This is a genomic window from Pseudorhodoplanes sinuspersici (assembly GCF_002119765.1).
Taxonomy (GTDB): domain Bacteria; phylum Pseudomonadota; class Alphaproteobacteria; order Rhizobiales; family Xanthobacteraceae; genus Pseudorhodoplanes; species Pseudorhodoplanes sinuspersici.
The window spans coordinates 5,265,187-5,291,529 of record NZ_CP021112.1 but is presented as its reverse complement, the minus strand read 5'-3'; the positions used below and the strand labels follow the sequence as shown (position 1 = coordinate 5,291,529).

Annotated in this window: 24 protein-coding genes and 1 pseudogene; 14 read left to right on the top strand and 11 right to left on the bottom strand. The window is 61.8% G+C overall.

Features of this window, described 5'->3' with window-relative positions; translation table 11 throughout:
- Nucleotides 1-124: 124 nt before the first annotated feature.
- Together CAK95_RS25805 and CAK95_RS25800 are read right to left on the bottom strand one after the other, a co-directional pair.
- Complete coding sequence (locus tag CAK95_RS25805) at nt 125-2,002, bottom strand: ABC-F family ATP-binding cassette domain-containing protein (RefSeq protein ID WP_086090536.1); 1,878 nt, start codon at nt 2,000-2,002, stop codon at nt 125-127.
- Nucleotides 2,003-2,465: 463 nt separating this feature from the next.
- Nucleotides 2,466-3,425 (bottom strand): Bug family tripartite tricarboxylate transporter substrate binding protein, encoded by a 960-nt coding sequence (locus CAK95_RS25800; protein ID WP_086090535.1) that lies wholly within the window; start codon nt 3,423-3,425, stop codon nt 2,466-2,468.
- 113 nt (nt 3,426-3,538) lie between these two features.
- On the opposite strand from CAK95_RS25800, the pseudogene CAK95_RS30070 reads away from it, so the two are divergent.
- From CAK95_RS30070 to CAK95_RS25790, 3 genes and pseudogenes are all read left to right on the top strand, one after another.
- Nucleotides 3,539-4,216 (top strand): annotated as a pseudogene (locus tag CAK95_RS30070) (cyclase family protein); the annotation flags it as partial.
- Between the two features lie 48 nt (nt 4,217-4,264).
- The gene (locus CAK95_RS30065; protein ID WP_245303937.1) at nt 4,265-4,402 is read left to right on the top strand and encodes a cyclase family protein; all 138 of its coding nucleotides are present in this window, start codon (nt 4,265-4,267) and stop codon (nt 4,400-4,402) included.
- A 95-nt stretch (nt 4,403-4,497) separates the two neighbouring features.
- Entirely contained in the window at nt 4,498-4,803 is a 306-nt protein-coding gene (locus tag CAK95_RS25790) for a hypothetical protein (RefSeq protein ID WP_086090533.1), read from the top strand.
- Here CAK95_RS25790 and CAK95_RS25785 read toward each other — a convergent pair.
- Both CAK95_RS25785 and CAK95_RS25780 read right to left on the bottom strand, forming a co-directional pair.
- The gene (locus tag CAK95_RS25785; RefSeq protein WP_086090532.1) at nt 4,773-5,333 is read right to left on the bottom strand and encodes a DinB family protein; all 561 of its coding nucleotides are present in this window, start codon (nt 5,331-5,333) and stop codon (nt 4,773-4,775) included. The genes CAK95_RS25790 and CAK95_RS25785 overlap by 31 nt on opposite strands.
- A gap of 136 nt (nt 5,334-5,469) precedes the next feature.
- On the bottom strand, nt 5,470-5,712 hold the full coding sequence (locus tag CAK95_RS25780) for a hypothetical protein (protein WP_086090530.1): 243 nt from the start codon (nt 5,710-5,712) through the stop codon (nt 5,470-5,472).
- Between the two features lie 482 nt (nt 5,713-6,194).
- Here CAK95_RS25780 and ndk point away from each other — a divergent pair, with 482 nt between their 5' ends.
- The 5 genes from ndk to CAK95_RS25755 all read left to right on the top strand — a co-directional run bounded on the left by ndk (nt 6,195) and on the right by CAK95_RS25755 (nt 10,617).
- A complete protein-coding gene (gene ndk / locus CAK95_RS25775; RefSeq protein WP_086090528.1) occupies nt 6,195-6,617 on the top strand; it encodes a nucleoside-diphosphate kinase in 423 nt (140 codons plus the stop codon).
- 203 nt (nt 6,618-6,820) lie between these two features.
- A complete protein-coding gene (locus CAK95_RS25770) occupies nt 6,821-7,618 on the top strand; it encodes a TerC family protein (protein ID WP_245303526.1) in 798 nt (265 codons plus the stop codon).
- Nucleotides 7,619-7,669: 51 nt separating this feature from the next.
- Nucleotides 7,670-9,763 (top strand): molybdopterin-containing oxidoreductase family protein, encoded by a 2,094-nt coding sequence (locus CAK95_RS25765; protein WP_086090526.1) that lies wholly within the window; start codon nt 7,670-7,672, stop codon nt 9,761-9,763.
- A 40-nt stretch (nt 9,764-9,803) separates the two neighbouring features.
- A complete protein-coding gene (locus CAK95_RS25760; protein WP_086090525.1) occupies nt 9,804-10,139 on the top strand; it encodes a hypothetical protein in 336 nt (111 codons plus the stop codon).
- A 274-nt stretch (nt 10,140-10,413) separates the two neighbouring features.
- Entirely contained in the window at nt 10,414-10,617 is a 204-nt protein-coding gene (locus tag CAK95_RS25755; RefSeq protein WP_086090523.1) for a cold-shock protein, read from the top strand.
- Nucleotides 10,618-10,738: 121 nt separating this feature from the next.
- On the opposite strand, the gene purN is transcribed toward CAK95_RS25755, so the two are convergent.
- Both purN and purM read right to left on the bottom strand, forming a co-directional pair.
- Complete coding sequence (gene purN / locus CAK95_RS25750; protein WP_086091668.1) at nt 10,739-11,407, bottom strand: phosphoribosylglycinamide formyltransferase; 669 nt, start codon at nt 11,405-11,407, stop codon at nt 10,739-10,741.
- Nucleotides 11,408-11,427: 20 nt separating this feature from the next.
- Nucleotides 11,428-12,498, bottom strand: a complete 1,071-nt coding sequence (purM, locus tag CAK95_RS25745; RefSeq protein ID WP_086090521.1) for a phosphoribosylformylglycinamidine cyclo-ligase — start codon at nt 12,496-12,498, stop codon at nt 11,428-11,430.
- Between the two features lie 148 nt (nt 12,499-12,646).
- Here purM and CAK95_RS25740 point away from each other — a divergent pair, with 148 nt between their 5' ends.
- From CAK95_RS25740 to ppx, 5 genes are all read left to right on the top strand, one after another.
- Nucleotides 12,647-13,192, top strand: a complete 546-nt coding sequence (locus tag CAK95_RS25740; RefSeq protein ID WP_086090520.1) for a CDP-alcohol phosphatidyltransferase family protein — start codon at nt 12,647-12,649, stop codon at nt 13,190-13,192.
- A 21-nt stretch (nt 13,193-13,213) separates the two neighbouring features.
- Nucleotides 13,214-14,338, top strand: coding sequence for an AI-2E family transporter (locus tag CAK95_RS25735; protein ID WP_245303525.1), 1,125 nt, complete (start codon nt 13,214-13,216; stop codon nt 14,336-14,338).
- Nucleotides 14,338-15,021 (top strand): P-loop NTPase family protein, encoded by a 684-nt coding sequence (locus tag CAK95_RS25730; RefSeq protein ID WP_086090519.1) that lies wholly within the window; start codon nt 14,338-14,340, stop codon nt 15,019-15,021. Before CAK95_RS25735 ends, CAK95_RS25730 begins: the two co-directional genes overlap by 1 nt.
- 83 nt (nt 15,022-15,104) lie before the next feature.
- Nucleotides 15,105-17,306, top strand: coding sequence for an RNA degradosome polyphosphate kinase (locus CAK95_RS25725; protein ID WP_086090518.1), 2,202 nt, complete (start codon nt 15,105-15,107; stop codon nt 17,304-17,306).
- Nucleotides 17,307-17,403: 97 nt separating this feature from the next.
- On the top strand, nt 17,404-18,906 hold the full coding sequence (gene ppx, locus CAK95_RS25720) for an exopolyphosphatase (protein ID WP_086091666.1): 1,503 nt from the start codon (nt 17,404-17,406) through the stop codon (nt 18,904-18,906).
- A gap of 27 nt (nt 18,907-18,933) precedes the next feature.
- Here ppx and CAK95_RS25715 read toward each other — a convergent pair whose 3' ends face one another.
- Entirely contained in the window at nt 18,934-19,785 is an 852-nt protein-coding gene (locus CAK95_RS25715) for a LysR family transcriptional regulator (protein ID WP_086091665.1), read from the bottom strand.
- 123 nt (nt 19,786-19,908) lie between these two features.
- Between CAK95_RS25715 and CAK95_RS25710 the strand changes: the two genes are divergently transcribed.
- Nucleotides 19,909-20,304 carry a tautomerase family protein gene (locus CAK95_RS25710; RefSeq protein ID WP_086091664.1) on the top strand — a complete coding sequence of 132 codons (396 nt, stop codon included), beginning with the start codon at nt 19,909-19,911 and terminating at the stop codon, nt 20,302-20,304.
- A 14-nt stretch (nt 20,305-20,318) separates the two neighbouring features.
- Here CAK95_RS25710 and hpaD read toward each other — a convergent pair whose 3' ends face one another.
- From hpaD to CAK95_RS25690, 4 genes are all read right to left on the bottom strand, one after another.
- Nucleotides 20,319-21,167 (bottom strand): 3,4-dihydroxyphenylacetate 2,3-dioxygenase, encoded by an 849-nt coding sequence (gene hpaD / locus CAK95_RS25705; RefSeq protein WP_086090516.1) that lies wholly within the window; start codon nt 21,165-21,167, stop codon nt 20,319-20,321.
- Nucleotides 21,168-21,232: 65 nt separating this feature from the next.
- Nucleotides 21,233-23,311, bottom strand: a complete 2,079-nt coding sequence (locus tag CAK95_RS25700; protein ID WP_086090514.1) for a S9 family peptidase — start codon at nt 23,309-23,311, stop codon at nt 21,233-21,235.
- 150 nt (nt 23,312-23,461) lie between these two features.
- On the bottom strand, nt 23,462-24,610 hold the full coding sequence (gene rnd, locus CAK95_RS25695) for a ribonuclease D (RefSeq protein WP_086090513.1): 1,149 nt from the start codon (nt 24,608-24,610) through the stop codon (nt 23,462-23,464).
- 12 nt (nt 24,611-24,622) lie between these two features.
- A complete protein-coding gene (locus CAK95_RS25690; RefSeq protein WP_183044183.1) occupies nt 24,623-26,308 on the bottom strand; it encodes a thiamine pyrophosphate-dependent enzyme in 1,686 nt (561 codons plus the stop codon).
- Nucleotides 26,309-26,343: the final 35 nt, after the last annotated feature.

Below are 26,343 nucleotides of genomic sequence, written 5' to 3'. Positions count from 1 at the left end.
GAGCCCGGAATCCAGAGCCACAAAGACCACGAATGCCGGCCCCTGGATTCCGGGTTCGCGCACCATCGGGCCGCGCTTTTGCGCAGATCCGTTGGTTCGCGCCCCCGGAATGACGATTGATAATTTAAGCCGAGGCTTCTTCCAGCTCCGTGCTGGCGCCAAGCCATTCCTCTTCGGCGCGTTCGAGCTTTCCCGCAGCTTCAGCGCGCGCCTTGGCCACTTGCGCAGCCTTGGCCGGATCAGTGGCGAACAACGTCGTCAGCGACGCATCGAGCTTTTCGATTTCGGTGGTGAGGCGTTTGACCTTGTCCTCGGCCGAAGCGACCCGCTTGCGAAGGCTTGCCAGCTGCGCACGTTTCTGCGGCGTCGATTTGTTCGACCCGGCAGCGGGCTTAGACGCGGTCTTGTTGGAGCCGTTCTTGCGCGCGTCGCTGCCGTTTCCCGACAGGATCAGTCCGCGATAATCGTCGAGGTCGCCGTCATAGGCGCCAACCTTGCCGTCGCGCACGATCCACAGACGATCGACGCAGGCTTCCAAGAGGAAGCGGTCATGCGACACGAGGATCACTGCGCCCGGATAATCGTTGATCGCCTCGATCAAGGCGGCGCGGCTGTCGATGTCGAGATGGTTGGTCGGCTCGTCAAGGATCACGAGATGCGGGTTGTGGAAGGTCGCAAGGCCCAGCATCACGCGCGCCTTCTCGCCACCGGATAACGTTGACACCGGACTGTCGGCGCGGGGCCCGGAGAACCCGATGGCGCCGGCCTTGGCGCGGACTTTCGCTTCAGGATCGTCGGGCATCAGCCGGCGCACGTGTTCGTAGACGCTTTGGTCCTCATGCAATTCGTCGAGCTGGTGCTGCGCGAAATAGGCGATCCGCAGTTTGTCGGCGCGGGTGATGTCGCCGCCCATCGGCGGCAGACGTTCCGCCAGCAGCTTTACCAAAGTCGACTTGCCATTGCCGTTGGCGCCAAGGAGGGCGATGCGGTCGTCATTGTCGATCCGCAGCGACAGATTGCGCAGGATCGGCTTGCCGGGCTCGTAGCCGACCGACACGCCATCGAGCGCGATGATCGGCGGCGACAGCAGCTTGTCGGGAGCCGGCAGGATGATCGGCCGCACGTCATCCGAAACCGACGCGCTGGTCGGCTCAAGCTTGGCCAGCATCTTCAGGCGCGACTGTGCCTGACGCGCTTTCGACGCCTTGGCACGGAATCTGTCGACGAAGGCCTGCAGATGCTTGCGCTGCGCTTCCTGCTTCTTGGCGAATTTGGCGTCCTGCATCTGCTTTTCGCGGCGCTGGCGCTCGAATGAGGAATAGCTGCCGCGATAGAAGGTGAGCTTGCCGTTCTCCAGATGCAGGATGGAATCCACCGCATTGTCGAGCAGATCGCGATCATGGCTGATCACGATCACCGTATGCGGGTAGCGGGCGAGATGATCCTCGAGCCACAACGTGCCTTCGAGGTCGAGATAGTTGGTCGGCTCGTCCAGCAGCAGGAGATCCGGTTGGGTGAACAAGACGGCGGCGAGGGCGACGCGCATGCGCCAGCCGCCGGAGAATTCGGAGATCGCGCGGGCCTGATCCTGCGTCGAAAAGCCAAGGCCGGAAAGGATCGCCGCGGCACGGGCCGGCGCGGTATGGGCGTCGATATCCACGAGCCGCATCTGGATGTCGGCGATGCGCTGCGGGTCGGTGGCGTGTTCGGCCTCTTCCAGCAGGTCCTTCCGCTCGGTATCGGCATTCAACACGACGTCGAGCAGGCTGTCTGGACCGGACGGCGCCTCCTGCAACAGGCGGCCGACCTTGGCGCGCTGGCGCACGGTGATATTTCCGCCTTCGGCGGCGAGCTGACCGGTCAGGACGTTGAACAGCGTGGTCTTGCCGGTGCCGTTGCGGCCGACAAGGCCGGCGCGCGAGCCGGCGGGAATGCGCACGGTGGCATCGTCAAGAAGCAGGCGCCCGGCCACCCGGACGGAGAGGTTTTCGATGTTCAGCATGCGCGGGGTTGTGACGAAAAGGCCGCGAGACTGCAATCCCCCATAGGATCAAGGCCGTCGTCAGTCCTGCAGGTCTCGCGCGCCGTGCGGTGGGTACGACGTTTGTGTGTCGGACGTGCGGCTTCCGCCATCGCTGGCAAAAAATAGTGGCGTCGGGGTTGCAACGCCGCGCCGGTGCCCGTGACTCTTTTGCCGAATCGCATGACATTGTTTGCGGGGCTTCCGAACAGGGTGCTCGTGTGGCGTATCACCTCAAACCGCAAAGAGGACGCTATGGCGAAGAAAGCAAAGAAAACATCGAAGAAAAAAGCCAAAAAGAAAAAGTAGGAATACACAGGCCCGGACAGACGATTTTCTGTCCGGGCCTAATGTTTTTAATGCAACGATGTTGTCCGGCGTCGTCTGGTTGAGCTGAAGCTCCCAGATACGCCGCGCGGTAACCCATCTCGATGATCGGTCTGAACTAGCGCTGAGCGGTCGTCGCTTTGACGATATCTTCCCAGGATTTGATTTCCTCGCGCACGAAAGCGTGGAATTCGTTTTTCTTCATGGGCGAAATATCGAGCCCGAGCTTGTCGAGGCGGTCCTTGAGTTCAGGATCGCCAAGCACCGTGAGGATTTCGGTTTCCAGTTTCTGCTCGATCTTCGGCGGCGTGCCGCTCCGCACGAAAATGCCCATCCAGGAGCGCAGATTGAAATTGGTAAAGCCGGCTTCGGCGATGGTCGGCAAGTCCGGTTGCGACGAGGGCCGCTTGCCGGAGAAGGCGGCGAGGGCGATCGCCTGTTTAGCATCGAGGAACGGTGTCGCCGCGCCCAGTCCCGATGCGATCACCTGCACTTCGCCAGCCACCAGCGCCGCATAAGCGGGCGCCGCGCCCTTATAGGGTACAGCGAGGATGTCGAGGCCGGCATTGCGCTTCAGCCACTCCATGGTGAAGAAATGCGGGCTTCCCGGTCCGAGATGTCCGTAATTGAGCTTGCCGGGATGGGCCTTGGTGTAGGCGACGAAGTCCGCCACGGTCCGGGCCGGCACCGATGGATGCACCATCAGTGCGAATGGCAATTCGATCACGCGGGCGACCGGCGACAGATCCTTTTCGAGATCGAAACGACGGTTCGGCACCAGTGTTTCGTTGATGGCGATGGCATTGGACAGGATCGCAATGGTGTGCCCGTCCGGCGCCGAGCGGGCGAGCGCTTCGGTGACGATCATTTCCGAGCCACCAGGACGATTGTCGATCACGACGGGACGGCCGAGCCGCTCCTGCAGCTTCTGGCCGATCAGCCGCGCGACAATGTCGGCGCTGCCGCCGGGTGCGTAGGGCACGAGGAAGGTGACAGAGCCTGCGGGATAGGACTGAGCGGACGCAGCAGGAAGACCGGAGAGAATGAGCGAGGCAGCAGCAAGGAGCGCACGAAACATGTTCGGAAATCCTGTTCAGCCGGCAATAAACGATACTGTGCGGTATCGATGCTTGCAACCGTTCTAAACCGGCGGGGCCACTGCGCAGGTCCACGGCATTGTGCTTGTCAGCGATGGCGCGCGGTACGATCTTTCAGGAAACACAGGAGGCGCCGATGTGTGTTCCAGGATGCGAAGAAGCCGTTCGCCACGCATTGAGCCGGCGCGGGTTTTTTAAAGGTGCGGCTGCGACGGCCTTCGCGGCCACAGCTGTCGCGGCACCACAGCCTGCATTTGCGCAGGCGCGCAGCTTCACTAGCGTTGTCGATCTGACGCACACGATGTCGCCGGATTTTCCGACCTTCTTCGGCGTGCCGGGCATCGAAATGCAGAAGCAGTTCGATCTGAAGAAGGACGGTTTCAATCTCTACTGGTGGCGCATCGTCGAACATGCGGGGACGCATTTCGATGCGCCGATCCATTTTTCAGAAAATGGAGCGACAGCCGATCAACTCGCTGCGTCATCCTTGGTGGTGCCGCTTGCGGTGATCGATGTGTCGCCGCAAGCGGCGAAAAACATCGACTATCAGATGAGCCGCGCCGATCTCGAAACCTATGAAGGAAAGCATGGCCGCATTCCCGACAATGCTTGCGTGGCGATGCATTCGGGCTGAGGACGTTACGCCACCGACGATGCGAAATTCACCGGCAAGGATGCGGCAGGGGTTTTTCACTTCCCCGGTGTATCGCCGGATGCCGCGCAATGGCTGCTCGCGCAGCGCAACGTTGCGGGGCTCGCCGTCGACACGCTGTCGCTCGATCACGGACCATCGAAGGATTTCAAGACGCATTATCTGTGGTTGCCATCCGGCCGCTGGGGCATCGAATGCGCAGCCAATCTCGACAAGGTGCCGCCGGCGGGAGCGACGCTCGTCGTCGGTGCCGCGAAAATCAAGGGCGCAACCGGCGGTCCGGTGCGGCTGATGGCGCTGACATGATGTCCAATATTGAGATGCCGGGGAGGGACTGTCTTCAGCCAGCGAACTTTTACCGCGGGGCCGGGTTGGCCTGACGAACAACCCATGAGGAGCGCATGAAACCTTTCATTGCCATCGCCGTTGCCGGCGCTTTTGCGGTTGCCGGCCTGTCCGCAATATCAGCGCCGGCACACGCCACGCAAAAAGCTCAAGAAACGGATTTCTCGTCTGCCAGCAAGCGATCGAAACACGTCCGCTATTATAACGGCTATCGATATGGCAGGGGCTACGGGCCGGTTTATCGCCGTTCCTACGCCGCCGATCCGTCGTTCAGCCCCTCGGGCCGGCGGTATCGGCCAAGCGTCTACAGCCCTTGCACGATCGACCTCGGCTACGGACGGTTCACATCATGTGATCGCTGAGGTTTGTATTTCATGAGCGCCGGGCGCTCCTGGGTCTCCCGGTGAAAGATGAGGAGATCGAGCGACGGTGTTGCGATGTTGCCGATGATCGCGGTCAGCAGGCAATGAACCTGACCGCGATGATGCGTCTGATGGTTAAAGAAATGATCGAGAGCCGCCGACAGCGGCTGTTCGATTTCGACGGGATTTACCATGGTGCGGTAGCGCAGCATGCCATCGAGGTCGTCGGCCGTCAGGCTTGAAATGAAGTCTTCGATCCTCTCGTCTTCTTCAGCGCGAGCCGCGCGCAGCGACGAAAGATCGTCGTACAAAATTTTGTCAAGCCGTGTTGGCGCATCCCCAATTTTTGTGAACCGCTTCATCCAGATGCGATCAGCGACGAGCATATGGTTCAATGTGCCGTGGATCGAGCTGAAGAAGGCGCCACGGTCAGCGCGATAATCGGTATCGGGCAACGATGCTGCGACGTTATAAAGCCGTTCGTTCGACCAGCGATTGTAAGCGGCAAAAATTGCATAGCGTTGTTTCATTGCGCCCCCAGCATAAGAAACATTCACCGTCGCTTTGTATTGCGGCCTTACAATGGACAGCGCTGCAAATGAAGGAGCCCCGGCCTCGTGCGAGGCCAGGGCTCTTTGCTACCGGCAAAATGATGCCTGCTTCGAATTAGTAGCAGACGTTGATGCGGCGGAAGTAGCCGTAATACGGCCCACCGACCCACACCTTGCGCCAGCAGCCGCCGTAGTAAACCGGACGGAAGTGGCGGTAGCCATGACCCCAATGCTTGTGGCCATGGAAGTGATGATGCTTGCCACCCTTCCAGCCGGCTTCAGCGGGCGCCGTCGAGGCGAGGGAGGCAACGCCAATGGCAGCAAGCGCGGCGAACGCAATAGCGAACTTACGGATCATTTCACTCTCCTGTCTGCGGATGCTTGATCGCATCCAGTGCGGATAGGTCGCGACGTGCTCCGAGTTCGTTCGATTAAATTTCGGCAATGCATCGTGGCAGCGTCATGCGGTTAACGAAGCATCGATGCTGGTTGCGCAGATGCAGGCGTGCAGGAAACGAATGCAGGCGTGCAGGAAACGAAAAGCGCAGCCTCCGTGCGAAGGCCCGGCTTCGATGTGATGCGTCCGAAATTCAATCACCGGCAAACGCGGGTGTCGCCATAGCCGTCTTAGCCGGACGAAGCGGTGGTCGAGGAAAGCGCGGGCGGTGGCGAGGGTACGCCAGCAGCGAACCCCATAACCTGCATCGGTCGCAGCCATCCCGGAAAAGGTTCGACGCCGCCTGAAAGGCCGAGGTTGCCTTGCCGGACGGCAATGCCGCCGCTATAAGCCGCGCGCATCCCTTCCGGGCTCCCATTTTCTGACATTCAAGGACGTTTCTCATGGCGATCGAGCGTACTTTTTCGATTCTCAAGCCGGACGCGACCGAGCGTAATCTGACCGGCGCGATCAATGCGGTGATCGAGAAGGCAGGTCTGCGGATCGTCGCTCAAAAGCGCATCCGCATGACGCAGGAGCAGGCCGAGACCTTCTATGCCGTCCACAAGGAACGGCCGTTTTTCGGTGAGCTGGTGTCATTCATGATCTCGGCGCCGGTCGTGGTCCAGGTTCTGGAAGGCGACAACGCCATCGCCAAATATCGCGAAGTCATGGGCGCCACCGACCCCGCAAAGGCGGCCGACGGCACCATCCGCAAGCTGTATGCGAAGTCGGTTGGCGAAAACTCGGTTCATGGCTCTGACGCAGCCGAGACGGCGGCGCAGGAAATTGCCCAGTTCTTCTCCGGCAACGAGATCGTCGGCTGAGACCGAACCTTCGATCCGGCGAGGGGAGGACCTTCGCCGGATTTGTGCGCTGCATCATCAATAAAGCGCCGCGCAGTGGTACGAACGCGCCGTTTTTCCAAATGCTGCGGCAAGTTCCCACAGCCTGGCATACTTAATACTGTTGCCCCTGTAGATTTACGGTCGTAAAAACACACCCGACCGATAATCAAAAGGGGTTTCTGGTGGAAACGCTTCTCGCGGATCTGTTCTCGCCCGCCTTCTGGGTGGCGGCGGGAAAAATCATCGGCATCAACGTCATTCTGTCCGGCGACAACGCGGTGGTGATCGCGTTGGCCTGCCGGATGCTGCCCGCGCGCGAACGCTTCTGGGGTATGGTCCTGGGCGCCGGCGTTGCCGTGGCGTTGCGCATCGTCTTCACGCTCGTCGTCGCGCAGGCGATGGAATATCCATATCTGAAGCTGGTCGGCGGCATCCTGCTCCTGTGGGTCGCAGTCAAGCTGGTGGTGCCGGAAGAGGATCACGGCGAAGGCAAAGTCGCCGCGGCCGACAATCTCTGGCGTGCGGTGCGCATCGTCGCCATCGCCGATATCGTGATGAGCCTCGACAACGTGATCGCCATCGCCGCTGCGGCGGAATCGGCGGCCGCCGCAGTCGATCTCGCGCATGCCTCGACCATCAAAGCGATCCTGATCGTGTTCGGCCTTGCGACGTCGGTGCCGCTGATCATCGCCGGCTCGGCCTTGCTGATGTCGCTGCTCGATCGCTTCCCCATTCTGGTCTGGGCCGGCGCAGCTCTCCTTGGCTGGGTGGCCGGCGATATCATGGCCAAGGACAATGCGCTGAACGCATTCCTCAGCGCCGACGCTTTGCATTCGCTGCACTTCTGGGCGGCGGCTGCCGGCGCGGTGTTTGTCGTCGGGCTCGGCTGGATTCTGCGGACCAAGCACCACAAGCGCATGCTGGACGCGCCGCTGGTCATGGACCCGCCCGGGCCGGAAGAGTTCCCGCACAAGCACTGAGCACTGCATGGTTTTGCGTCTCGTTGCGCACTAAACTAGAAGAGAGGCAGGATGAACATTCACCCTGCCTCTCTTGCTGTCCGGGCCTCGGTCTGCCCGCATGACTGCCCATCGACCTGCGCGCTTGAAGTCGAAGTGCTCGACGGCCAGCGCATCGGCCGAATTCGCGGCGCCGATGACAACGCCTATACGGCCGGCGTGATCTGCGCGAAGGTCGCGCGCTATGCCGAACGCATCCATCATCCCGATCGTCTGACCAAGCCGCTGCGCCGCAAAGGCGCGAAAGGCTCGGGCGCGTTCGAGCCGATTGGCTGGGATGACGCGCTCGATATCGTCGCCGAGCAGTTCGTGAAGGCGGAAGCACGCTACGGCTCTGAAACCGTCTGGCCGTATTTCTATGCCGGGACGATGGGCCTCGTGATGCGCGACGGCATCAACCGGCTGCGTCACGCCAAAAAATACTCCGGCTTCTTCTCGACGATCTGCGTGAACCCGGCGTGGAGCGGCTTCATTGCCGGAACGGGACGGCTCGCCGGGCCTGATCCGCGCGAAATGGCCAAGTCCGACCTGGTGGTGATCTGGGGCACCAATCCGGTCTCGACGCAGGTCAACGTCATGACGCATGCGACCCGGGCGCGGAAAGAGCGGGGCGCCAAGATCGTCGCGGTCGATATCTACATGAACGGCACCATGCAGCAGGCCGATCTGCCGGTGCTGGTGAAGCCCGGCACCGACGGCGCGCTCGCCTGCGCGATCATGCATTGCCTGTTCCGCGACGGTGCGGCCGACTGGGACTTCCTCGAACGATTCACCGATGTGCCGCACGAGCTCGAGGCGCATGTGAAAACCAGAACGCCGCAATGGGCGTCGGACATCACCGGCTGTCCGGTCGAGACGATCGAGGAATTCGCAAAGCTGGTGGCGGCCAACAAGCGCACCTTCTTCCGGCTCGGTTATGGCTTCTCGCGCTCGCGCAACGGCGCGGTCAACATGCATGCGGCGAGCTGCATCGCCGCGGTCACGGGCGCGTGGCAATACGAAGGCGGTGGCGCGTTTCACAACAACGGCGCGATCTATCACTGGAACAGGACGATGATCGACGGGCTCGACCTGGTCGATCCATCGATCCGCATGCTCGATCAGTCGCGGATCGGGCCGATCCTTGTCGGCGATAATGAAGCGCTGCAGGGCGGGCCGCCGGTGACGGCGCTGCTGGTCCAGAACACCAATCCGATGTCGGTGGCGCCGGACCAGAATGTGGTGAAGCGCGGTTTTGCGCGCGACGACCTGTTCGTGTGCGTGCATGAGCAATTCATGACCGAGACCGCGGAGATGGCCGATATCGTGCTGCCGGCGACGATGTTTATGGAACATGACGACGTCTATCAGGCCGGCGGCAGCCAATACATTTTGCTCGGGCCGAAGCTGGTGGATGCGCCGGGTGAGTGCCGCTCCAACCATGAGGTGATCTGCGCGTTGGCGCAGCGGCTGGGGGCGGAGCATCCGGGCTTTGCGATGTCGCCGCGCGAACTGATCGACTGGACCTTGCAGCAATCGGGCTGGGGCGACCTTGAACGGCTCGAGCGCGAACGCTGGATCGATTGCCAGCCGCCGTTCGAACGCGCGCATTACACCGAAGGCTTCAACTGGCCGGACAAGAAGTTCCGCTTCAAGCCGGACTGGCCGAAGGTGCCGTTCAAATCGCCGTGGACGGCAGGGCCGATCGACGACATTCCGGCGCTGCCGGATCATTGGGAAGCGATCGAAGTTGCGGACAGCGAATATCCATTCCGGCTCGCGACATCGCCGGCGCGGCAGTTTCTCAATTCCACTTTCAATGAGACGCCGACATCGGTGAAGCGGGAAGGGCGGCCGACACTGATGATGCATCCGGGCGATGCGGCGCATCACGGGATCGCCGATGGCGCTTTTGTGGTCATCGGCAACAGGCGCGGCGAGGTGAGATTGCACGTCAAGTTGTTCGATGGCGTGCGGCGCGGTGTCGTGATCGCGGAATCGATCTGGCCGAATTCCGCTTACGCGGACGGCTGCGGCATCAATTCGCTGACCGGCGCGGATGCGATTGCGCCCTTTGGCGGCGCGGCATTTCACGATAACAAGGTTTGGGTGAGGCTGGCGCCTTAGCACGCCGGCAAATTGTGAAATGCACGTTTGGAGTTTTTCTATGCTGTTGCGAGTCGTTGGCGTCGTGTCTCTTGCCCTTGTTGTCGGAAATTGCGGCGGAGCCGATAGCGGCGCGATGCTGTCGTCCGGCGCGCCGGCCAATCCTGCGAATGCAGCGGAGAATGCGCGGCTTGCGTTGATCGATCGCTGCATGACCGACACCTCCTCCAACGTCAGCGTCGATCCGAAGAAGGGCAAGGCGCCGTATTGCCAGTGCTACGCCAAGACGGTGGTGCAGGGCTTGTCGCCGCAGCAGCAGGCGTCGCTGGCGTCGAACGGGTCGATGCCGTGGTCGGTGGATAGTGCAGCGATCTCGCGGTCGTGCAGCCGAGCCTGACAGGTCAAAAACGGCTTTCGTTCCTGAATGGGACGAGCAACCGCGCTGCACAGAAAATACACAAGAAATCGTGCTGACCCGTGAGCCCGGCGCGGCCAACTGTCTTGGTTCAGCCGTATTCTTCCGTTTGGCTTTCAGAACAATCTGACTTTGGTTTCCTTCGCCCCGCTGCTTCGTTGCGACGTGACCGTTCGGACTTCCCAAAAGCCGGGTTGTGGCGCCGATGCGGCAAGCGTGCGACGTCATCTCTGACGACTAGACCAGGAGAGCGACGATGCCGAAGGGTACCGTCAAATGGTTCAACCCGACCAAAGGCTACGGGTTCATCAAGCCGACGACCGGCAACAAGGACGTGTTCGTGCACATTTCGGCTGTCGAGCGGGCAGGGTTGTCGACCCTGAACGAAGGACAGACCGTCGAGTTCGAACTCGTTTCGAACCGCGGCAAGGAATCTGCGGAAAATCTGAAAGTGGCTTAGTATTTGTTTGAGCAAGATCTTTTCGGAAAACCGGTTTCCACTTTTCCGGATCATGCTCAGGTCACGATCATCGCGTTCAGCGCGACACTGAATTTCGACCCCCGGCAATTCCGGGGGTTTTTTAATGCGCCGCAGGCTTTGAACCAGGAAGCAGCGCGGCGTCCTCGGCGCTGATGTCGCCGTCGATCACGCAATGATCGCCTTCGACACGCACACGTCCGGCGGCGACGAGTTTCAGGGCCAGCGGATAGATCCGATGCTCGATCGCGAGAACGCGTTTCGCCAGATCGTCTTCCGTATCATCCGGCAACACCGGAACCGTGCCTTGCGCGATGGTGGGGCCGGAATCCATTTCCGGCACGACAAAATGCACAGTCGCGCCATGATGTTCCGCCCGCGCTTCGATCGCGCGACGATGTGTGTCGAGGCCCTTGAAGGCCGGCAACAGCGCCGGGTGGATGTTCAACATCCGGCCGGTCCAGCGCGACACGAACCACGATGTGAGCAGCCGCATGAAGCCGGCAAGACAGACGATATCGATGTGGTGCTGTTCAAGCACGCTCTGAAGCGCCTGCTCGAAGCCCTCCCGGTTCTTGCCGTAAGTTTTGTGATCGACAACCGCCGTGGCGATGCCGTTTTCGGTCGCGCGTTGCAAACCGCCGGCATCGGGGCGGTTCGATACGACGAGAACGATTTCCGCGGGATAGGCGCGATCCTTCGCGGCATCGATCAGCGCCGACATGTTGGAGCCGCGGCCGGAGATCAGGATCGCAACCCGTTTGCGCTCCATCGTCGCGTTATCGGCCAAGATCACCGTCCAAGATCGAGCGTGCCGCTATAGGTCACGCGTTCGTCGCCCTGGGCCGGCACGACTTCGCCAAATTGCACGACGCTCTCGCCATGTTCGGTGAGCGTTGCCATCACCGCCTTGGCTTCACCCGGCGAAACAATGGCGATCATGCCGATCCCGCAATTGAAGGTGCGCAGCATTTCCTGCGCGGCAATGTCGCCAGTCTTTGCCATCCATTGGAACACGGGCAACACGTTGACCTTCGAGAGATCGAGATGCACGCCGAGCGACTTCGGCAACGCGCGCGGAATGTTATCCGGGAAGCCGCCCCCCGTGATGTGGGCGAGCGCCTTCACCGCACCGGTCTTGCGGATCGCGGCGAGGCAGGATTTCACATAGAGCCTTGTCGGTACGATCATCGCCTCGCCAAGGCTGCGCGAAGGATCGAACGGCGCCGGCGCGTCCCATGAGAGCCCGGACCGCTCGACCACCTTGCGGGCGAGCGAAAAGCCGTTGGAATGGATTCCGGAGGAGGCGAGGCCGAGGACGACATCGCCCGCGTTAATATCTTTGCGCGGCAGGATCGTGCCGCGTTCGGCCGCGCCGACGGCAAAGCCGGCGAGATCGTAGTCGCCGCTCTGATAAAGCCCCGGCATTTCCGCCGTCTCGCCGCCGATCAAGGCGCAGCCGGACAGACGGCAGCCCTCGGCAATGCCGGCAACGACCTTGGCGCCGACCTCGGGATCGAGCCTGGAGCAGGCGAAGTAATCCAGAAAGAACAGCGGCTCGGCGCCCTGGACGACCAGGTCATTGACCGACATGGCGACGAGGTCGATGCCGATGGTCTCGTGCCGGCCGGTATCGATGGCGATCTTGACCTTGGTACCGACGCCGTCGGTCGCCGCCACCAGAACCGGATCTTTGAAACCGGTGCGGGCCAGATCGAACAGGCCGCCAAAGCCGCCAATCTCGGCATCGGCGCCCGGCCGCGCGGTGGCGCGCACCAGCGGCTTGATGAGGTCCACCATGCGGTTGCCGGCGTCGATATCGACCCCGGCCTCGCCATAGGTCAGGCCGCGCTTTTCAGCCATTGATCGGTTTGTCCTGTGGTAACCCGCCAGCCTGCGGCGAAATTCGCCGCGTCGTAGCGCGGGAATCGCATTATGCGCAATGCCTTGACGCCGCTATACTCTATCCGGGCCGGTCCCTGCCGGCCATGTTTTCTGCCGGGACGCTACGTTGAACCTGCCCAATCTCATTACCATGGCGCGCATTCTGAGCGTGCCGCTGATCGTATGGACCATCACCTCCGGCCATATGCTGCCGGCTTTTCTCCTGTTCCTCACCGCCGGGCTCAGCGATGCCGTGGACGGGTTCCTGGCCAAGCGGTTCAACATGGCGACGGAACTGGGCGCCATGCTCGACCCCCTGGCCGACAAGGCCCTGATCGTTTCGATCTACGTGGCCCTGAGTTTCAGCGAGGCGCTGCCACTGTGGGTGGTGATCCTCGTGGTCTCGCGCGACATCCTGATCATCGGCGGTTTTCTGGTGGCCATGATGATCGACCGGCCGATGCCGGTGCGCCCGCATCCTGTGTCCAAGCTCAACACGGTCGCCCAGATCCTGCTTGCGGGGATGGTCTTGGCATCCCTTGGCCTGAATTTCGATGCCGGGTGGATTGTGCCGGCGTTGATCGGGCTGGTCACGATCTTGACCTTGCTTTCGATCGGCTTCTATGTCGCTGAATGGATCCGCCATTTCGGGACCAACGGGTCGGTGGATTGAGGCGGGCAGGGGCGGAGCACGATGAGCACCATGACGACGGGTCCGGCGATGAATCCGCCGCCGCCTTCGCGCAAACCGATTTCGCTGACCAAGCAACTGATCTTCTGGGCCTGCGCCTTCCTGGTCCTGGCGGCGCTGTTGTGGCTGCTGAACGAGGTGCTGCTGCCGTTCATTGCCGGCATGGTGCTGGCCTATCTGCTCGATCCGTCGGTGCGGCGGCTGCAGAAGCTGGGTCTCAATCGAACGCTCGCCTCGGTGGTGATCGTGGTGCTGGTGATCGTGTTGCTGACGCTGGGATTGATCCTGCTGCTCCCGGCCCTCGGCGAGCAGATCGCCGGATTCATGGAAAAGCTGCCGCAATACATGGATCGGGTGCGTCAGCTTGCGCAAGAGCAGAGCCAGGGATGGCTCGGACAGTTCGTCGGCGAGAAATTGCCGGAAGCGCAGAAGTCGCTTGGCGGTGTGGCATCGTCGGCCGCCGGATGGATTGCTGCTTTTCTCGGCTCGATCTGGTCGGGCGGTAAGGCGCTGGTGTCGGTGATCTCGCTGTTGATCATCACGCCGATCGTCGCGTTTTATCTGCTGCTCGACTGGGAGCGGATGATCGTCAAGGTCGATTCATGGATCCCGCTGCAGCATAAGGACACGGTGCGCGGACTTGCGCGTGAGATGGATGCGGCGATCTCCGGCTTCGTGCGCGGGCAGGCGCTGGTCTGTCTCATTCTCGGCGTCATTTATTCGGTCGGGCTGATCGCAATCGGTGTCAATTTCGGATTGCTGATTGGTCTGATCGCGGCCTTCCTGAGTTTTGCGCCCTATATCGGCACGATCACCGGATTCATTCTCGCGGTCGGCGTTGCGCTCGCGCAATTCTGGCCGGACTGGACCATGCCGGCGGCGGCGGCTGGCATTTTCATCTTCGGCCAATTCATTGAGGGCAACATCCTGCAGCCGCTTTTGGTGGGCAAGGAAATCGGCCTGCATCCGGTCTGGCTGATGTTCTCGCTGATCGCGTTCGGCGTGCTGTTCGGATTTGTCGGATTGCTGGTCGCCGTGCCGGTTGCGGCCGCCATCGGCGTGCTTGTGCGTTTCATGCTCCGGCAATATCTCGCCAGTCCCTTCTATACCGGCAACCAGCAAGGCTGATGGCCGGCGAGCCTCGTCCACGACAGCTCGCTCTCGCGCTCGATCACGCGGCCAAGCTGACCCGGGACGATTTCCTGCCTGGGCCATCGAACGAAAATGCGCTCGCCTTGCTCGATCGCTGGCCGGACTGGCCGGCGCGGATGCTGGCGCTTGTCGGCCCGGAAGGCAGCGGCAAGAGTCACCTGGCGTCGATCTGGGCGACTGAATCCGGCGCGCGGTTCATGGCCGCGCGGGCGTTGTCGACCGAGGCTTTGCCGGAAGCGCTCGCGACTGGCGCTTTGGTGCTGGAAGATTGCGCGCCGGAGGAACTCGACGAGCGCGCGCTGTTTCATCTGCTCAACCTGGTGCGCGAAGAGGGTGGCTGGTTGCTGCTGACGACGCGGTCGGCGCCGACATTATGGACGGTTGCGCTGCCCGATCTCATCTCACGGCTGCGGGCCATGCCGGCGGTTTCGCTGGCGATGCCGGACGAGGCGCTGTTGCGGGCCGTCATGGTCAAGCTGTTTGCCGACCGGCAGCTTGCGGTCGATGAGGCGCTGATCGCTTATCTTTTGCCGCGGATCGGCCGGTCTTTCGCGGCCGCCCGCGATGCCGTCGATACACTGGACCGGGAGGCCCTGCAGCGGGGGCGGCCGGTCAACCGAACTCTTGCCGCAGAGTTGTACCGCAAGGCATCATCCTAACCGTTCGGTTCAAACGCGGAAATCAGTCACCGGGCGGTCACGAATGTCGCCTAATGTGACGGTTTGATAATGGCGGCAGGGACATGAAAGAACGCAGCGAAGCAATTGTTCTGGCAGACGAAATTCCGGTGGATGTCCTGGAATCGGCGCCGGTCCCGGATCTCCGCGGCAGCCCGGAACGGTTTATCAATCGTGAATTGTCGTGGCTGCACTTCAACCGGCGGGTGCTCGACGAGGCGGCCAACGAAAACCATCCGCTGCTGGAGAAGCTCCGGTTTCTTTCGATCTCGGCGAACAATCTCGACGAATTCTTCATGGTCCGCGTCGCCGCCATTAAGGGGCAGGTCGGCGCGGGCGTCACGACGCAAAGCCCGGACGGCCTTACGCCAGCGGAACAGCTTGGCCGCATCGCCGAAGTGGTATCCGTGCTGGCGAGCGACCAGCAGGCGTGCTGGCGCGAACTGCGCAAGGAACTCGCGGCGAATGGCATCGTCATCGTCGATGCGCAGGATGTGACGAAGCAGGAACGCGCGTGGCTGGAAGATTATTTCCTCGCCTCGATCTTCCCGGTGCTGACGCCGATGGCGATCGATCCGGCGCATCCGTTCCCGTTCATTCCCAATCTCGGCTACACGCTGGCGCTGCAATTGTCGCGTGTCAGCGACGGCAAGGCGATGAATGCGCTGATCCGCGTGCCGCACAAGATCGAACGCTTCGTGCATCTGCCGCGTGAGGGCGGTGCGCTGCGTCTGATCACGCTTGAGCAGGTGGCCTGTCTGTTTATCGGCCAGTTGTTCCCGGGATACGCCATGAATGGGGTCGGCGCCTTCCGCGTCATTCGCGATTCCGAAATCGAAATCGAGGAAGAATCCGAAGATCTGGTGCGCTCGTTCGAAACGGTGTTGAAGCGCCGCCGCCGCGGTTCGGTGATCCGGCTCGAGCTCGAACAGTCGATGCCTGATGATCTGCGCCGCTTCGTTCAGCGTGCGATGGCCGTGAAGGACGACGAGACCTTCCTGGTCGATGGCATGCTGGCGCTCAACGATCTGAAAGAGGTGGTTTCGATCGATCGTCCCGATCTTCTGTTCCCGCCATATAATCCGCGTTTTCCGGAGCGCATCCGCGATCACGGTGGCGATTGTTTTGCGGCGATCCGGCAGAAGGACTTCATCGTCCAGCACCCTTACGAGTCGTTCGATGTGGTCGTGCAATATCTGCAGCAGGCCGCGCGCGATCCCGATGTCATCGCCATCAAACAGACCTTGTACCGGACGTCGGCCGAGTCACCGATCGTAAAAGCGCTGGCCGAAGCGGCCGAAGCCGGCAAGTCGGTAACGGCGCTGGTCGAACTGAAGGCGCGTTTTGACGAAGAAGCCAACATCCGCTGGGCGCGTGACCTCGAACGCGCCGGCGTGCAGGTCGTGTTCGGCTTCATCGAGCTGAAGACGCACGGCAAGCTGTCGCTGGTCGTGCGCAGAGAGGCAGGCAAGCTTGCGACCTATGTGCATGTCGCGACCGGCAATTATCACCCGATCACGGCGCGCATCTATACCGACCTGTCGTACTTTACTGACGATCCGGTGATTGCGCGCGACGCCGGACGCATCTTCAACTTCATCACCGGCTATGCCGAGCTGGCTGAGCTGGAAGCGATGGCGGCGTCGCCGGTCAATCTGCGCCAGCGTATTGTCGACCACATCGATGCCGAGATCGCTCACGCCAAGGCCGGCCGGCCGGCAGCGATCTGGATGAAAATGAATTCGCTGGTCGATCCCGGTATCATCGACAAGCTCTATGAAGCGTCCGCTGCGGGCGTTTCTATCGATATCGTGGTGCGCGGCATCTGCTGCCTGCGCCCGGAAGTGGCGGGACTGTCCGACAACATCCGCGTGAAGTCGATTGTCGGGCGGTTCCTGGAGCATGCGCGCATCTATTGCTTCGGCGGTGGCCATGGTCTGCCCAATCCCAAGGCCATTGTTTACATCTCCTCCGCCGACATGATGCCGCGCAATCTCGACCGCCGCGTCGAGGTGCTGTGCCCGATCGCCAACCCCACCGTGCACGAGCAGGTGCTGGATCAGATCATGGTGGTTAACTTCAACGATAACGAGCAGAGCTGGAAGGTCTTGCCTGACGGCACCGCAACCCGCATAAGGCCCGCGAAAGGCGAGGAGCCTTTCAACGCTCAGAAATACTTCATGACCAATCCGAGCCTGTCGGGTCGTGGGAAATCGCTCAAAGAATCGACGCCGCGCCGCCTTATCAGACGCCAAGAGCGGCGGTAAAAAATCCGGCCGCAAAAAGGCCGGCGGTAGAGGCGCGCGCGCGAAAAGCCGTGAAAAGTTCCAGGCGTCGTTGAAAAAGACCTCGGCACCGATCGAAATGGCGCAGGGCCGGCTCGATCATGGGCCGTCCGTTGCCGTGATCGATATCGGCTCCAACTCGGTGCGTCTCGTCGTCTATGAGGGGCTGACTCGCAGTCCGACGGCGATCTTCAACGAAAAGGTGCTGGCGGGTCTTGCCCGCGAGGTCCAATCCACGGGTTTGCTGGCGCCGGATGCGGTGGCCGAGGCGCTGGCGGCTCTGCGCCGCTTTCGGGCGCTGTGCGACACCTTGCAGGTTGGCCGGGTGTTCGGCATCGCGACCGCAGCGTGCCGCGATGCGCAGAATGGTCCCGCCTTTATCGAAGAAGCCGAGCGGATCTGCCGCATCAAGATCGACGTTCTTTCGGGCCGCCGCGAGGCCGAGCTTGCGGCACTGGGCGTCGTGTCCGGCATCTACGATCCGAATGGCATTGCCGGCGACCTTGGCGGCGGATCGCTCGAACTGATCGATGTGCGCGGCACCAAAATCCGCAAGGGCGTGACGTTGCCGCTCGGCGGGCTGATGCTGAAGGATGCGTCCGGCCAATCATTGAAGCGGGCCGAGAAGATCGCCGAAAATGCATTGTCCGACGTGCCTTCGCTGAAGGCGGGCAAGGGGCGCAAATTCTACGCCGTCGGCGGGGCATGGCGTTCGCTTGCGGGCCTGCACATGGCGCAGACCGGTTATCCGCTGCACGTGATGCATGGCTATACATTGCGCGCGCGCGAGGCGCTGGAATTCTGCGAACTGGTGCAGCGCGTCGATCCTGAGACGCTGTCGCAGATCGAAGTCGTATCGGCGGCCCGCCGTCCGCTATTGGGTTACGCCGCTGTGGTACTTGGTCAATTGATCCGCAGGATCAAGCCGGAAAGCGTTGTCGTCTCCGCGCTCGGCGTGCGCGAGGGCTTGTTGTACTCGCTGCTGAGCCAACGAGAGAAAGAGAAAGACCCGCTGATCGATGCGGCGCGCAGCCTGAATGTGCTGCGGTCGCGCTCACCGCAGCACGGTGAGGAACTGGTCGCCTGGACCGACCAGCTCATGGATTCGACCGGCATCAACGAAAACGCGGTGGAGCGACGGCTGCGTCACGCGGCATGTCTCGTCGCCGATATTGGCTGGCGGACGCATCCGGATTATCGCGGCGAGCAGGCGCTCAATCTCATTTCGCACGCGGAATTTGTGGCGCTGGATCACCCCGGACGGGCCTACCTTGCGCTGGCCGTCTATTTCCGTCATGTCGGCATCACGCATGACGATGAATTGTCGCCGCGTCTGCGTGAACTCGCCTCGACCCGCATTCTCGACCGGGCGCGGGTGCTGGGGGCAGCGATGCGCGTTGCCTATATGGTTTCGGCCTCGATGCCGGGCGTTTTGCCGAAGACGCCGCTGAAGGTCGAGCGCGGCAAGCTGACCTTGCATTTGCCGGGCCGGTTCGCTGCGCTGAACGGCGAGCGCGTCACCAATCGCATGCGCACGCTGTCGCGGCTGATCGGCCGCGAATCGCTGGTGCTCGAGGCTTAAGCGCGGACGGCGGGGCGATATTCCGCTTCATCCCGCCGTCGAGCGAATGGCGGCCGCGAGCGTCTTGAGCGACTGTCGGGCCACAGGGTCGGAGAGGCTCGCATAGAGCACAAGATCGCGCGGCGGCAGCGCCGGCAGACCGAGGCTCGGGCCGAGATCGATCGAGTCTCGCGGGGCGACACGCCGACCGAGCACGGCGACGGCGATCCCGGCCGAGACCGCGGCAGCGATCGTGCCGACTCCGCCTCCGACGAAAACTTCGGTCCAGGGGATCCCGGCATTGTCGAGCGCCGCCACGCCCATGCTTCGCATGCCGCAATAATCGGATTGCGCGGCGAGCGGGATCGGATCGCCCGGACGATGCGTGAAATCGCGCGCGGCCATCCAGCCGAAAGCCTCCGCGAGCAGGACCTCGCCGCCGCGTCGACCCGCGTCATGACCCATCACGACCGCGGCGTCGAGCGCGCCATCGTCGAAGGCGGCGAGGAGGTCGCGTGAACTGCCGACGCGCATTTCAAGCAGGAGGTTCGGATCGGCGCGCTTCACGCGCTGAAGCAGGAGTGGCAGCTCCGCGCCAACCGCGTGATCACTGATACCCACAACGAGCCGCCGTCGCTCGGCCGCGAACGCATCGAGTGCGTTGCTATGGGCTGCGATCAGCGTGCGCGCCCGTTCAAGGAAGAGTTCGCCGGCGGCGGTCAGGCGAACGCGCCGGGGCGTCCGTTCAAAGAGGCGCCGGCCGAGCCCATCCTCGAGGCGTTTGATCTTCAGGCTCACCGCAGACTGCGTCGAGTCCATCGCCTCAGCCGCGCGGGTGAAGCTCACCAGATCGGCGACCAGGACGAACGCCTGTACAGCCTCGATATCGAGCGCCTTCACGATGACCAATCATAACAGATGTAAATCATTGAAATATGTTTTCATATGATTTTGCAATGGTCAATGCTGCGCTATTCCTTGCGCACCGATCGATCCCCGATCGCTCAGTCAGGAGGTCACACCATGCCGCTCAGCCGTGTTTTTCTGCGCCGGGGCAAGGCCGCCGCCTACCGGCAGGCTATTCTCGACGGCCTCTACGAGGCGATGCGCGAGACCTTCAATGTGCCCGAGGACGACTATTTCATGGTCGTCACGGAGCATGACGCAGCTGATTTCCACTGCAGCCCCCACTATTTCGGAATCGCGCGCAGCGAGGACCTCGTCATCGTCCAACTGACCGTCAGCAACACGCGCACCCTCGCTCAGAAGAAGGCGCTTTATCGCCGCATCGTTGAAAAGCTCGGCGACAATCCCGGTCTTCGCCCGGAGGATGTCTTCATCAATCTGGTCGAGACGCTGCCCGAGAACTGGTCCTTCGGCCACGGCGACGCGCAATACGCCACCGACGCGGCGGCGTAAGCGCGGCGCTCCATTCAGTTGACGTGGAATTCGACTGTGACCTGTCCGCTGCCGCTGGAGGGGAAATAGTCGCAAAGCTGTTCGGCCTTGCCCTTGAAGCGGTCCCAGCCGAGTGCGCCGAACAGCATCACGGTGTCGGCCATCAGCGCTTCGCCGTTACACTTGCGGGTATAGTCGGGAAGCATGGCGCAGAATTCGGCGAAGCGGCTTTGCTGCCACAGATCCAGGACGCGCAAATCCATCTGCCGGTTGAACTCGCTGGAAATGCGGTTCCACGCCTCCGGGCCGAGCTTGCTGTTCTCGAACAGCTGATGCGAGAGCGATCCGCTCGCGAGAATAGCGGCCTTGGATTTCGACTTCTCGATCGCGCGGCGGACGGCGTCGCCAAAGCGCCGGTTCTCATCGACCGATGCAAAAATCGGCGAGGCAATCGGAACGACGGAAAATGCCTTGTCCGCATTCATGTAATGCATCGGGACGATGGTCCCGTATTCGACCGGCAGGGTTGCGACCTGATGTGCGAGTGCGAGCGGGCCGGTCTTGGCGGTTTCCACCGCAATCAGATCGGCGAGATCGGGATTGCCCGGATAGTCGTAGGAAATGTCGCTGATCATGTGCGGCGCTTCCGGGCTCGTATAGGTGCCGCGATGCCATGCATTGGCATTGATGTGGAAGCCGAAATTTGAAATCCAGTGCGTGTCAAAGACCACGACCGTATCGGCGCCGCGTTCGCGTGCCCGCTGGCCGAGGAGCTTCAGCGCATTGATAGGGCCGTCCCGCGTTCCCTTCAGCGGCTCGATCGTCTCCGACAGCATGAGCGAGGGCACATGTGTGATCTTGGCGGCGAGGACGAGTTCTCCCATACGGCACCCTTTTTTCCTTGTGATTTGGAAAGAAGGGTAGCGGCTCAGTCGGCAATTGGTTTGCGCTAGGTCAAAGACACCGGGGCGATTGTGGGTTGCACGGCGCCCATCTGCGTTAGCATGAACGCATATTCTTCGGCAGATTCCTGCAACGAGGTGTAACGGCCTGATTTGCCGCCATGGCCGGCGCCCATGTTGATCTTCATCAGCAGCGTATTGTTGTCGGTTTTGGTGGCGCGCAGTTTCGCGGCCCATTTGGCCGGCTCCCAATAGGTCACGCGAGGATCGTTCAAACCGCCGGTGATCAACAAAGCCGGATAATCCTGCGCGGTGACATTGTCGTAGGGACTGTAGCTGCGGATGTAATCGAACGCTTTCTTGTCGGTAATGGGATTGCCCCATTGTGACCATTCGCCGGGCGTCAGCGGCAGCGTGTCGTCGAGCATGGTGTTCAGCACGTCGACGAAAGGCACATGCGCCGCAACCGCCCCATAGAGTGACGGCGCCTGATTGACGATGGCGCCCATCAACTCGCCACCGGCCGAGCCGCCGGCCGCCGTGACGTGGCCGGCCTTGGCATAGCCCTGGTCGATCAGGAAGCGCGTGACATCGACGAAATCGTTGAATGTGTTGGTGCGCTTGTCGAGCTTGCCGTCGAGATACCAGCGGTAACCGAGATCGTCGCCGCCGCGGATATGCGCGATCGCGCAGGCAAAGCCGCGGTCGAGCAGCGACAGCCGGTTGGCCGAGAAGTTCGGCGGATAGGCAAAGCCATAAGCGCCATAGGCATAGATATGCAGGAAGCCCGAGCCGTCCTTCTTGAAATCCTTCCGATAGACGATCGAGATGGGGACCATGACGCCGTCGCGCGCCGGCGCCATCAGGCGTTCGGTTACGTATTGCGAAGCGTCGTAGCCGCTGGGAATCTCACGGACTTTCAACGTTTCAAGGCGGGCATCGGCGAGGTGGTAGTCATAGACCGTGCTCGGCGTGACCATCGACTGATAGGAGAGGCGCAGCCGGTCGACCTTGTATTCGGGATTGTTGCCAAGGCCCGCGACATAGCTCGCTTCCTTGAACGAGATGTAGCGATCCTTGCCATCGGCATAGTCGCGCAGCCGGATTTGCGAGAGGCCGTCGATCCGTTCTTCGATCACCAGAAGATTTTCGAAACTCGTGAGCGAGAGAAGGTAGTGATGCTCATCGCCCGCGATTAGTTCGGTCCACGTGCCGGGCGCTGAGACCGGCGCGGTCACGATGCGGAAATTCACATGCGTGTCGTTGACGCGAATATAGAGCGTGCCTTCGCGCTCGTCGACATCGTAAAGCCGGTCCGGCTTGCGCGGTGAGATCAGCACGGGTTCGGCGGTGAAATCGCTGGTCGGAATAAGGCGCACTTCATTGGTATCGCTGTCGCCGGTGCTGATCGCGGCAAAGGCGCGCGATTGCGTGAGCCCGACGGATACGCTGAATTCGAGTTCGCTTTCCTGATAGACGATGCGGTCTGCCGATTGCATCTCGCCGAGCTTGTGATGCCAGACGGTCTTGGAGCGCCAGTTTTCGTCCGCGTCGGTGTAGAGAAAGCTTTTTGAATCAGCGGCCCAGACAAGGCCGTAGCGCCAGTTCTCGATCACATCGGGAAGGTCCATTCCCGTATCGAGATCGCGGACCTTCAGCACATAACGTTCGGAGCCGTTGGTATCGACGGCATAGGCGAGGAGGCGGCCGTCCGGGCTGACGGCATGGCCGCCGAGACGAAAGAATTCATGGTCTTTTGCCATCTCGGGTTCGTCGAGAATGACAATGTCGGGACCGCCCTTGGCCAGTCGCCGGTACCATTTTGGATATTGGCCGCCGGCATCGAAGGCCGACCAGTAGACGTAGTCGCCGTCCTTCTGCGGCACGCTGGACTCGTCATCTTTGATGCGGCCCTTCATCTCCGCAAAGATGGTGTCGATCAGGTCCTGATGCGGCTTCATCTCGGCTTCGAAATACGCATTCTCGGCTTTGAGATAATCCAGCACATCGGCTTCGGTGACATTCGGATAGCTGGGATCGCGCAGCCACGCGTATGGATCTGCGATCGTGACGCCATGTCGCGTGAAGCTATGCGGCACACGTTTAGCGATCGGGGCTTTGGACATGCGGCTGCCTTTTCGGTTGGGCTGAAAACCCGCTCATTCCCGCCAACGGGCCGCGCTTGCGCGCGCCCGATGGCAGGCTCCGGCGGGAATCCAGCGCGTAACTCTAGGTCCCCGCTTTCGCGGGGACGAGCGGGGAGAGAGATTGCTCGATCAGTCTTTCTCGATCGTTGACACGCGGCCTTTCTCGATCGCCAAAGCAAGGCGGCCGGATTTCAGCGCCAGCGCCTTCTCGCCGAACAGATCGCGGCGCCATCCCTTCAGCGCCGGTATGTCGGCGTTGTCATCGCCGGCCAGCCGTTCGAGATCGTCGACGGTTGCGATCACCTTGGCGGCGACGGCGTGCTTCTCCGCCGTCATGCGCAGCAGCACTTTCAGCAATTCGACAATGGCCGAGCCGTTCTGCACCGGCTTGTTGCGTTCGATCGTCGGCAGCGATTTCGGATCGCGCGCCAGCCCTGCTTTGACCACGTCCGGAATTTCCATGCCCCATTTCGAGCGCTCGAACCCCTTCGGCAACGAGCGCAGGGAGGAGAGACGTTCGATCGTTGTGGGAGCCTGAATGGCGATGTCGGCGACGAGGTCGTCTTTCAGCACGCGGCCGCGCGGGACGTCACGCGCTTTCGCTTCGCGCTCGCGCCACGCTGCCACTTCGATCAGCACGGCCAGCTCTTTTGGCTTGCGCACACGCGTGCGCAGCCGCTGCCAGGCATTGTCCGGGTCCATGCGATAGGTGTCGGGCGAGGTGAGGATATCCATTTCCTCGCTCAGCCAATCGGTGCGTCCGCGTTTTTCGAGATCGGCCTTCAGCTTGCGATAGACATCGCGAAGATGCGTCACGTCCGAGATCGCGTATTCGATCTGCGCCTTGCTGAGCGGCCGGCGCGTCCAGTCGGTAAAACGGGATGACTTGTCGAGTGCATCGCCGGTGATGCGCTGGACCAGCTGGTCATACGAAACGGAATCACCATAGCCGAGAACCATCGCCGCAATCTGCGTATCGAAGACCGGATGCGGGATGAGATTGGCCCTGTGCCAGACGATTTCGATGTCCTGCCGTGCCGCGTGAAAGACCTTCACCACGCTTTCATTGGCCATCAGCTCGAAGAACGGCTTGAGATCGATGCCGTCCGCCAGCGCATCGACAACGACGGATTCATCTTCAGTCGCAAGCTGCGCCACGCACAATTGTGGATAATAGGTCGATTCACGCAGGAATTCGGTATCGACGGTGACGAAGGGATGCTTCGCCATACGTTCGCAGATTTCAGCGAGATCTTTCGTTGCTGTAATAAGGTCCATAGTGTCTCGAAGTCACCCGCGCACGCGCGGCATCATGATGAAGTCCCAGGGCGAAGGCATCGGCCCGACCGGCATCTCGATCAGGGTCGGTCCAGTGCGGCGATTGAAGCCGCGCCGCAAGGCGGCGCGAAGCTCGTCAGGATTTTCGACGCGCTCGGTGGCGGCGCCGAAGCTGTCGGCGAATTTCACGAAATCCGGATTGACCAGATCGCTGGCGATGGTACGCCCGCCATACCATTCCTGCTGGATCAGCTTCACATTGCCATAGGCGTTGTTGTTGAACACAACTGTCACCAGCGGAATGTTGTGCCGCACAGCGGAGGCGAGTTCGCTTGCGGTGTAAAGAAATCCGCCGTCACCGGAAATCGACAGCACCGGTACGTCGCGCCGCGCATCCTGAACGCCGAGCGCAGTGGCAAAGCCCCAGCCAAGATTGTCCTGATAGCCGGGCGAGATGAAAGTGCGTGGCTTGTAGACCGGCATGGTGAGGCGCGCGGCAAAGCCGATCTGCGTCACCTCATCGACGAAGATGCCGTCTTCCGGCAATTCGGCGCGGATGGCCTCAAGGATGGCAAGCTGCGGCACCAGCACCTCAAGCCGCTTGCGCATCTTTGCTTGCCGCTCTTCCATTTCTTCCTTGCGCGAGGCGCGCTTGGCATTGTGTGCAGGGAGGGCTTTGAGCAGGGCGCGCAGGATCGGCGCGGCATCGCCGATCAGGGCGACGTCCGGCTTGCAGGCGCGCTCCGGTTCATCCGGGTCGGCATCGATGCGGATGACTTTCAGGTTCTTGTCCGTGCCCCAGACGGTGAGCTGCTGCTGCAGCCGGGAGCCGACGCTGACGACCACATCGACCTCCGGCCACATGGCATGGCAGAGCGGCAGGGTGATGCTGAGCGGGTCGCGGCTGTCGAGCACGCCACGGCCGCGCCGATAGCCGGCGACCGGGGCCTGCAGCATCGCGGAGAGCTCGGTCACCTCCGGCGAGGCGTCCTGCGCGCCGCCACCGCAAATGATCATTGGGTTCTTGGCGGCCCCCAGCAGTTTGGCGCCCGCCGCGACCGCGTCCTCGTCGATCGGTGGCTGGAAAGCGGGCAAGGGGCCCATTTCGGCCACCGGCTCGGTCCGGCCCCAGACGTCCATGCCGACTTCCAGAGCTGCGGGACCCGGCCGGTCGGTGAACATGGATTGGACCGCCGCCGCCACCATCCGGGGCGCATCGGCCGCGCGGGGAATCCGGGCCGAATGGTCGACCAGCCGGGCGATGATACCGGCTTGATCGCGGATTTCGTGGAGATGGCCAAGGTCGCGGCCGATGGCGCTTTGCGGGATCTGGCCGATTAGCGCCAGCACCGGGGCGTTGGTGCTGTAGGCATTCAACAGCGCCGCGCCGGTATTCAGGAGGCCGGGGCCGGGCACCACGCAGTAGACCTGCGGCTTGCCGGTCGCGAGCGCCGCGCCAAGGGCCATATAGGCGCAGCCCTGCTCATGGCGGCTGTGGAGCACCCGGACAGAGTTCCCGGCGCCATACAGGGCGTCGAAAAAGTGGTCATTGTGAACGCCCGGCAGCGCATAAATCGTGTCGATTCCGTGCGCGAGCAGCGAGGACACCACGGCCTGGCCGGTGGTCATCCGCGCGGGAGGGTTGGAATTGCTGAGGCTGGCCGGGCTTGGAGCCGGCTTTGCGCTTGTGTTTGTCATGATTCCTTGAGGGTCTGTTTCCGCCTCTCACAATG

What these genes read in the sequence shown, in the direction of transcription:
- CAK95_RS25790 (WP_086090533.1), top strand. Translation starts at nt 4,498, where the DNA reads ATGAAACCTTTCATTGCCATCGCCGTTGCCGGCGCTTTTGCGGTTGCC.
- CAK95_RS25710 (WP_086091664.1), top strand. Translation starts at nt 19,909, where the DNA reads ATGCCGCTCAGCCGTGTTTTTCTGCGCCGGGGCAAGGCCGCCGCCTAC.
- CAK95_RS25700 (WP_086090514.1), bottom strand. Translation starts at nt 23,311, where the DNA reads ATGTCCAAAGCCCCGATCGCTAAACGTGTGCCGCATAGCTTCACGCGA.
- CAK95_RS25765 (WP_086090526.1), top strand. Translation starts at nt 7,670, where the DNA reads ATGAACATTCACCCTGCCTCTCTTGCTGTCCGGGCCTCGGTCTGCCCG.
- CAK95_RS25805 (WP_086090536.1), bottom strand. Translation starts at nt 2,002, where the DNA reads ATGCTGAACATCGAAAACCTCTCCGTCCGGGTGGCCGGGCGCCTGCTT.
- CAK95_RS25760 (WP_086090525.1), top strand. Translation starts at nt 9,804, where the DNA reads ATGCTGTTGCGAGTCGTTGGCGTCGTGTCTCTTGCCCTTGTTGTCGGA.
- CAK95_RS25800 (WP_086090535.1), bottom strand. Translation starts at nt 3,425, where the DNA reads ATGTTTCGTGCGCTCCTTGCTGCTGCCTCGCTCATTCTCTCCGGTCTT.
- CAK95_RS25725 (WP_086090518.1), top strand. Translation starts at nt 15,105, where the DNA reads ATGAAAGAACGCAGCGAAGCAATTGTTCTGGCAGACGAAATTCCGGTG.
- ppx (WP_086091666.1), top strand. Translation starts at nt 17,404, where the DNA reads ATGGCGCAGGGCCGGCTCGATCATGGGCCGTCCGTTGCCGTGATCGAT.
- CAK95_RS25730 (WP_086090519.1), top strand. Translation starts at nt 14,338, where the DNA reads ATGGCCGGCGAGCCTCGTCCACGACAGCTCGCTCTCGCGCTCGATCAC.
- CAK95_RS25690 (WP_183044183.1), bottom strand. Translation starts at nt 26,308, where the DNA reads ATGACAAACACAAGCGCAAAGCCGGCTCCAAGCCCGGCCAGCCTCAGC.
- purM (WP_086090521.1), bottom strand. Translation starts at nt 12,498, where the DNA reads ATGGCTGAAAAGCGCGGCCTGACCTATGGCGAGGCCGGGGTCGATATC.
- rnd (WP_086090513.1), bottom strand. Translation starts at nt 24,610, where the DNA reads ATGGACCTTATTACAGCAACGAAAGATCTCGCTGAAATCTGCGAACGT.
- CAK95_RS25785 (WP_086090532.1), bottom strand. Translation starts at nt 5,333, where the DNA reads ATGAAACAACGCTATGCAATTTTTGCCGCTTACAATCGCTGGTCGAAC.
- CAK95_RS25780 (WP_086090530.1), bottom strand. Translation starts at nt 5,712, where the DNA reads ATGATCCGTAAGTTCGCTATTGCGTTCGCCGCGCTTGCTGCCATTGGC.
- hpaD (WP_086090516.1), bottom strand. Translation starts at nt 21,167, where the DNA reads ATGGGAGAACTCGTCCTCGCCGCCAAGATCACACATGTGCCCTCGCTC.
- CAK95_RS25735 (WP_245303525.1), top strand. Translation starts at nt 13,214, where the DNA reads ATGAGCACCATGACGACGGGTCCGGCGATGAATCCGCCGCCGCCTTCG.
- ndk (WP_086090528.1), top strand. Translation starts at nt 6,195, where the DNA reads ATGGCGATCGAGCGTACTTTTTCGATTCTCAAGCCGGACGCGACCGAG.
- purN (WP_086091668.1), bottom strand. Translation starts at nt 11,407, where the DNA reads ATGGAGCGCAAACGGGTTGCGATCCTGATCTCCGGCCGCGGCTCCAAC.
- CAK95_RS25755 (WP_086090523.1), top strand. Translation starts at nt 10,414, where the DNA reads ATGCCGAAGGGTACCGTCAAATGGTTCAACCCGACCAAAGGCTACGGG.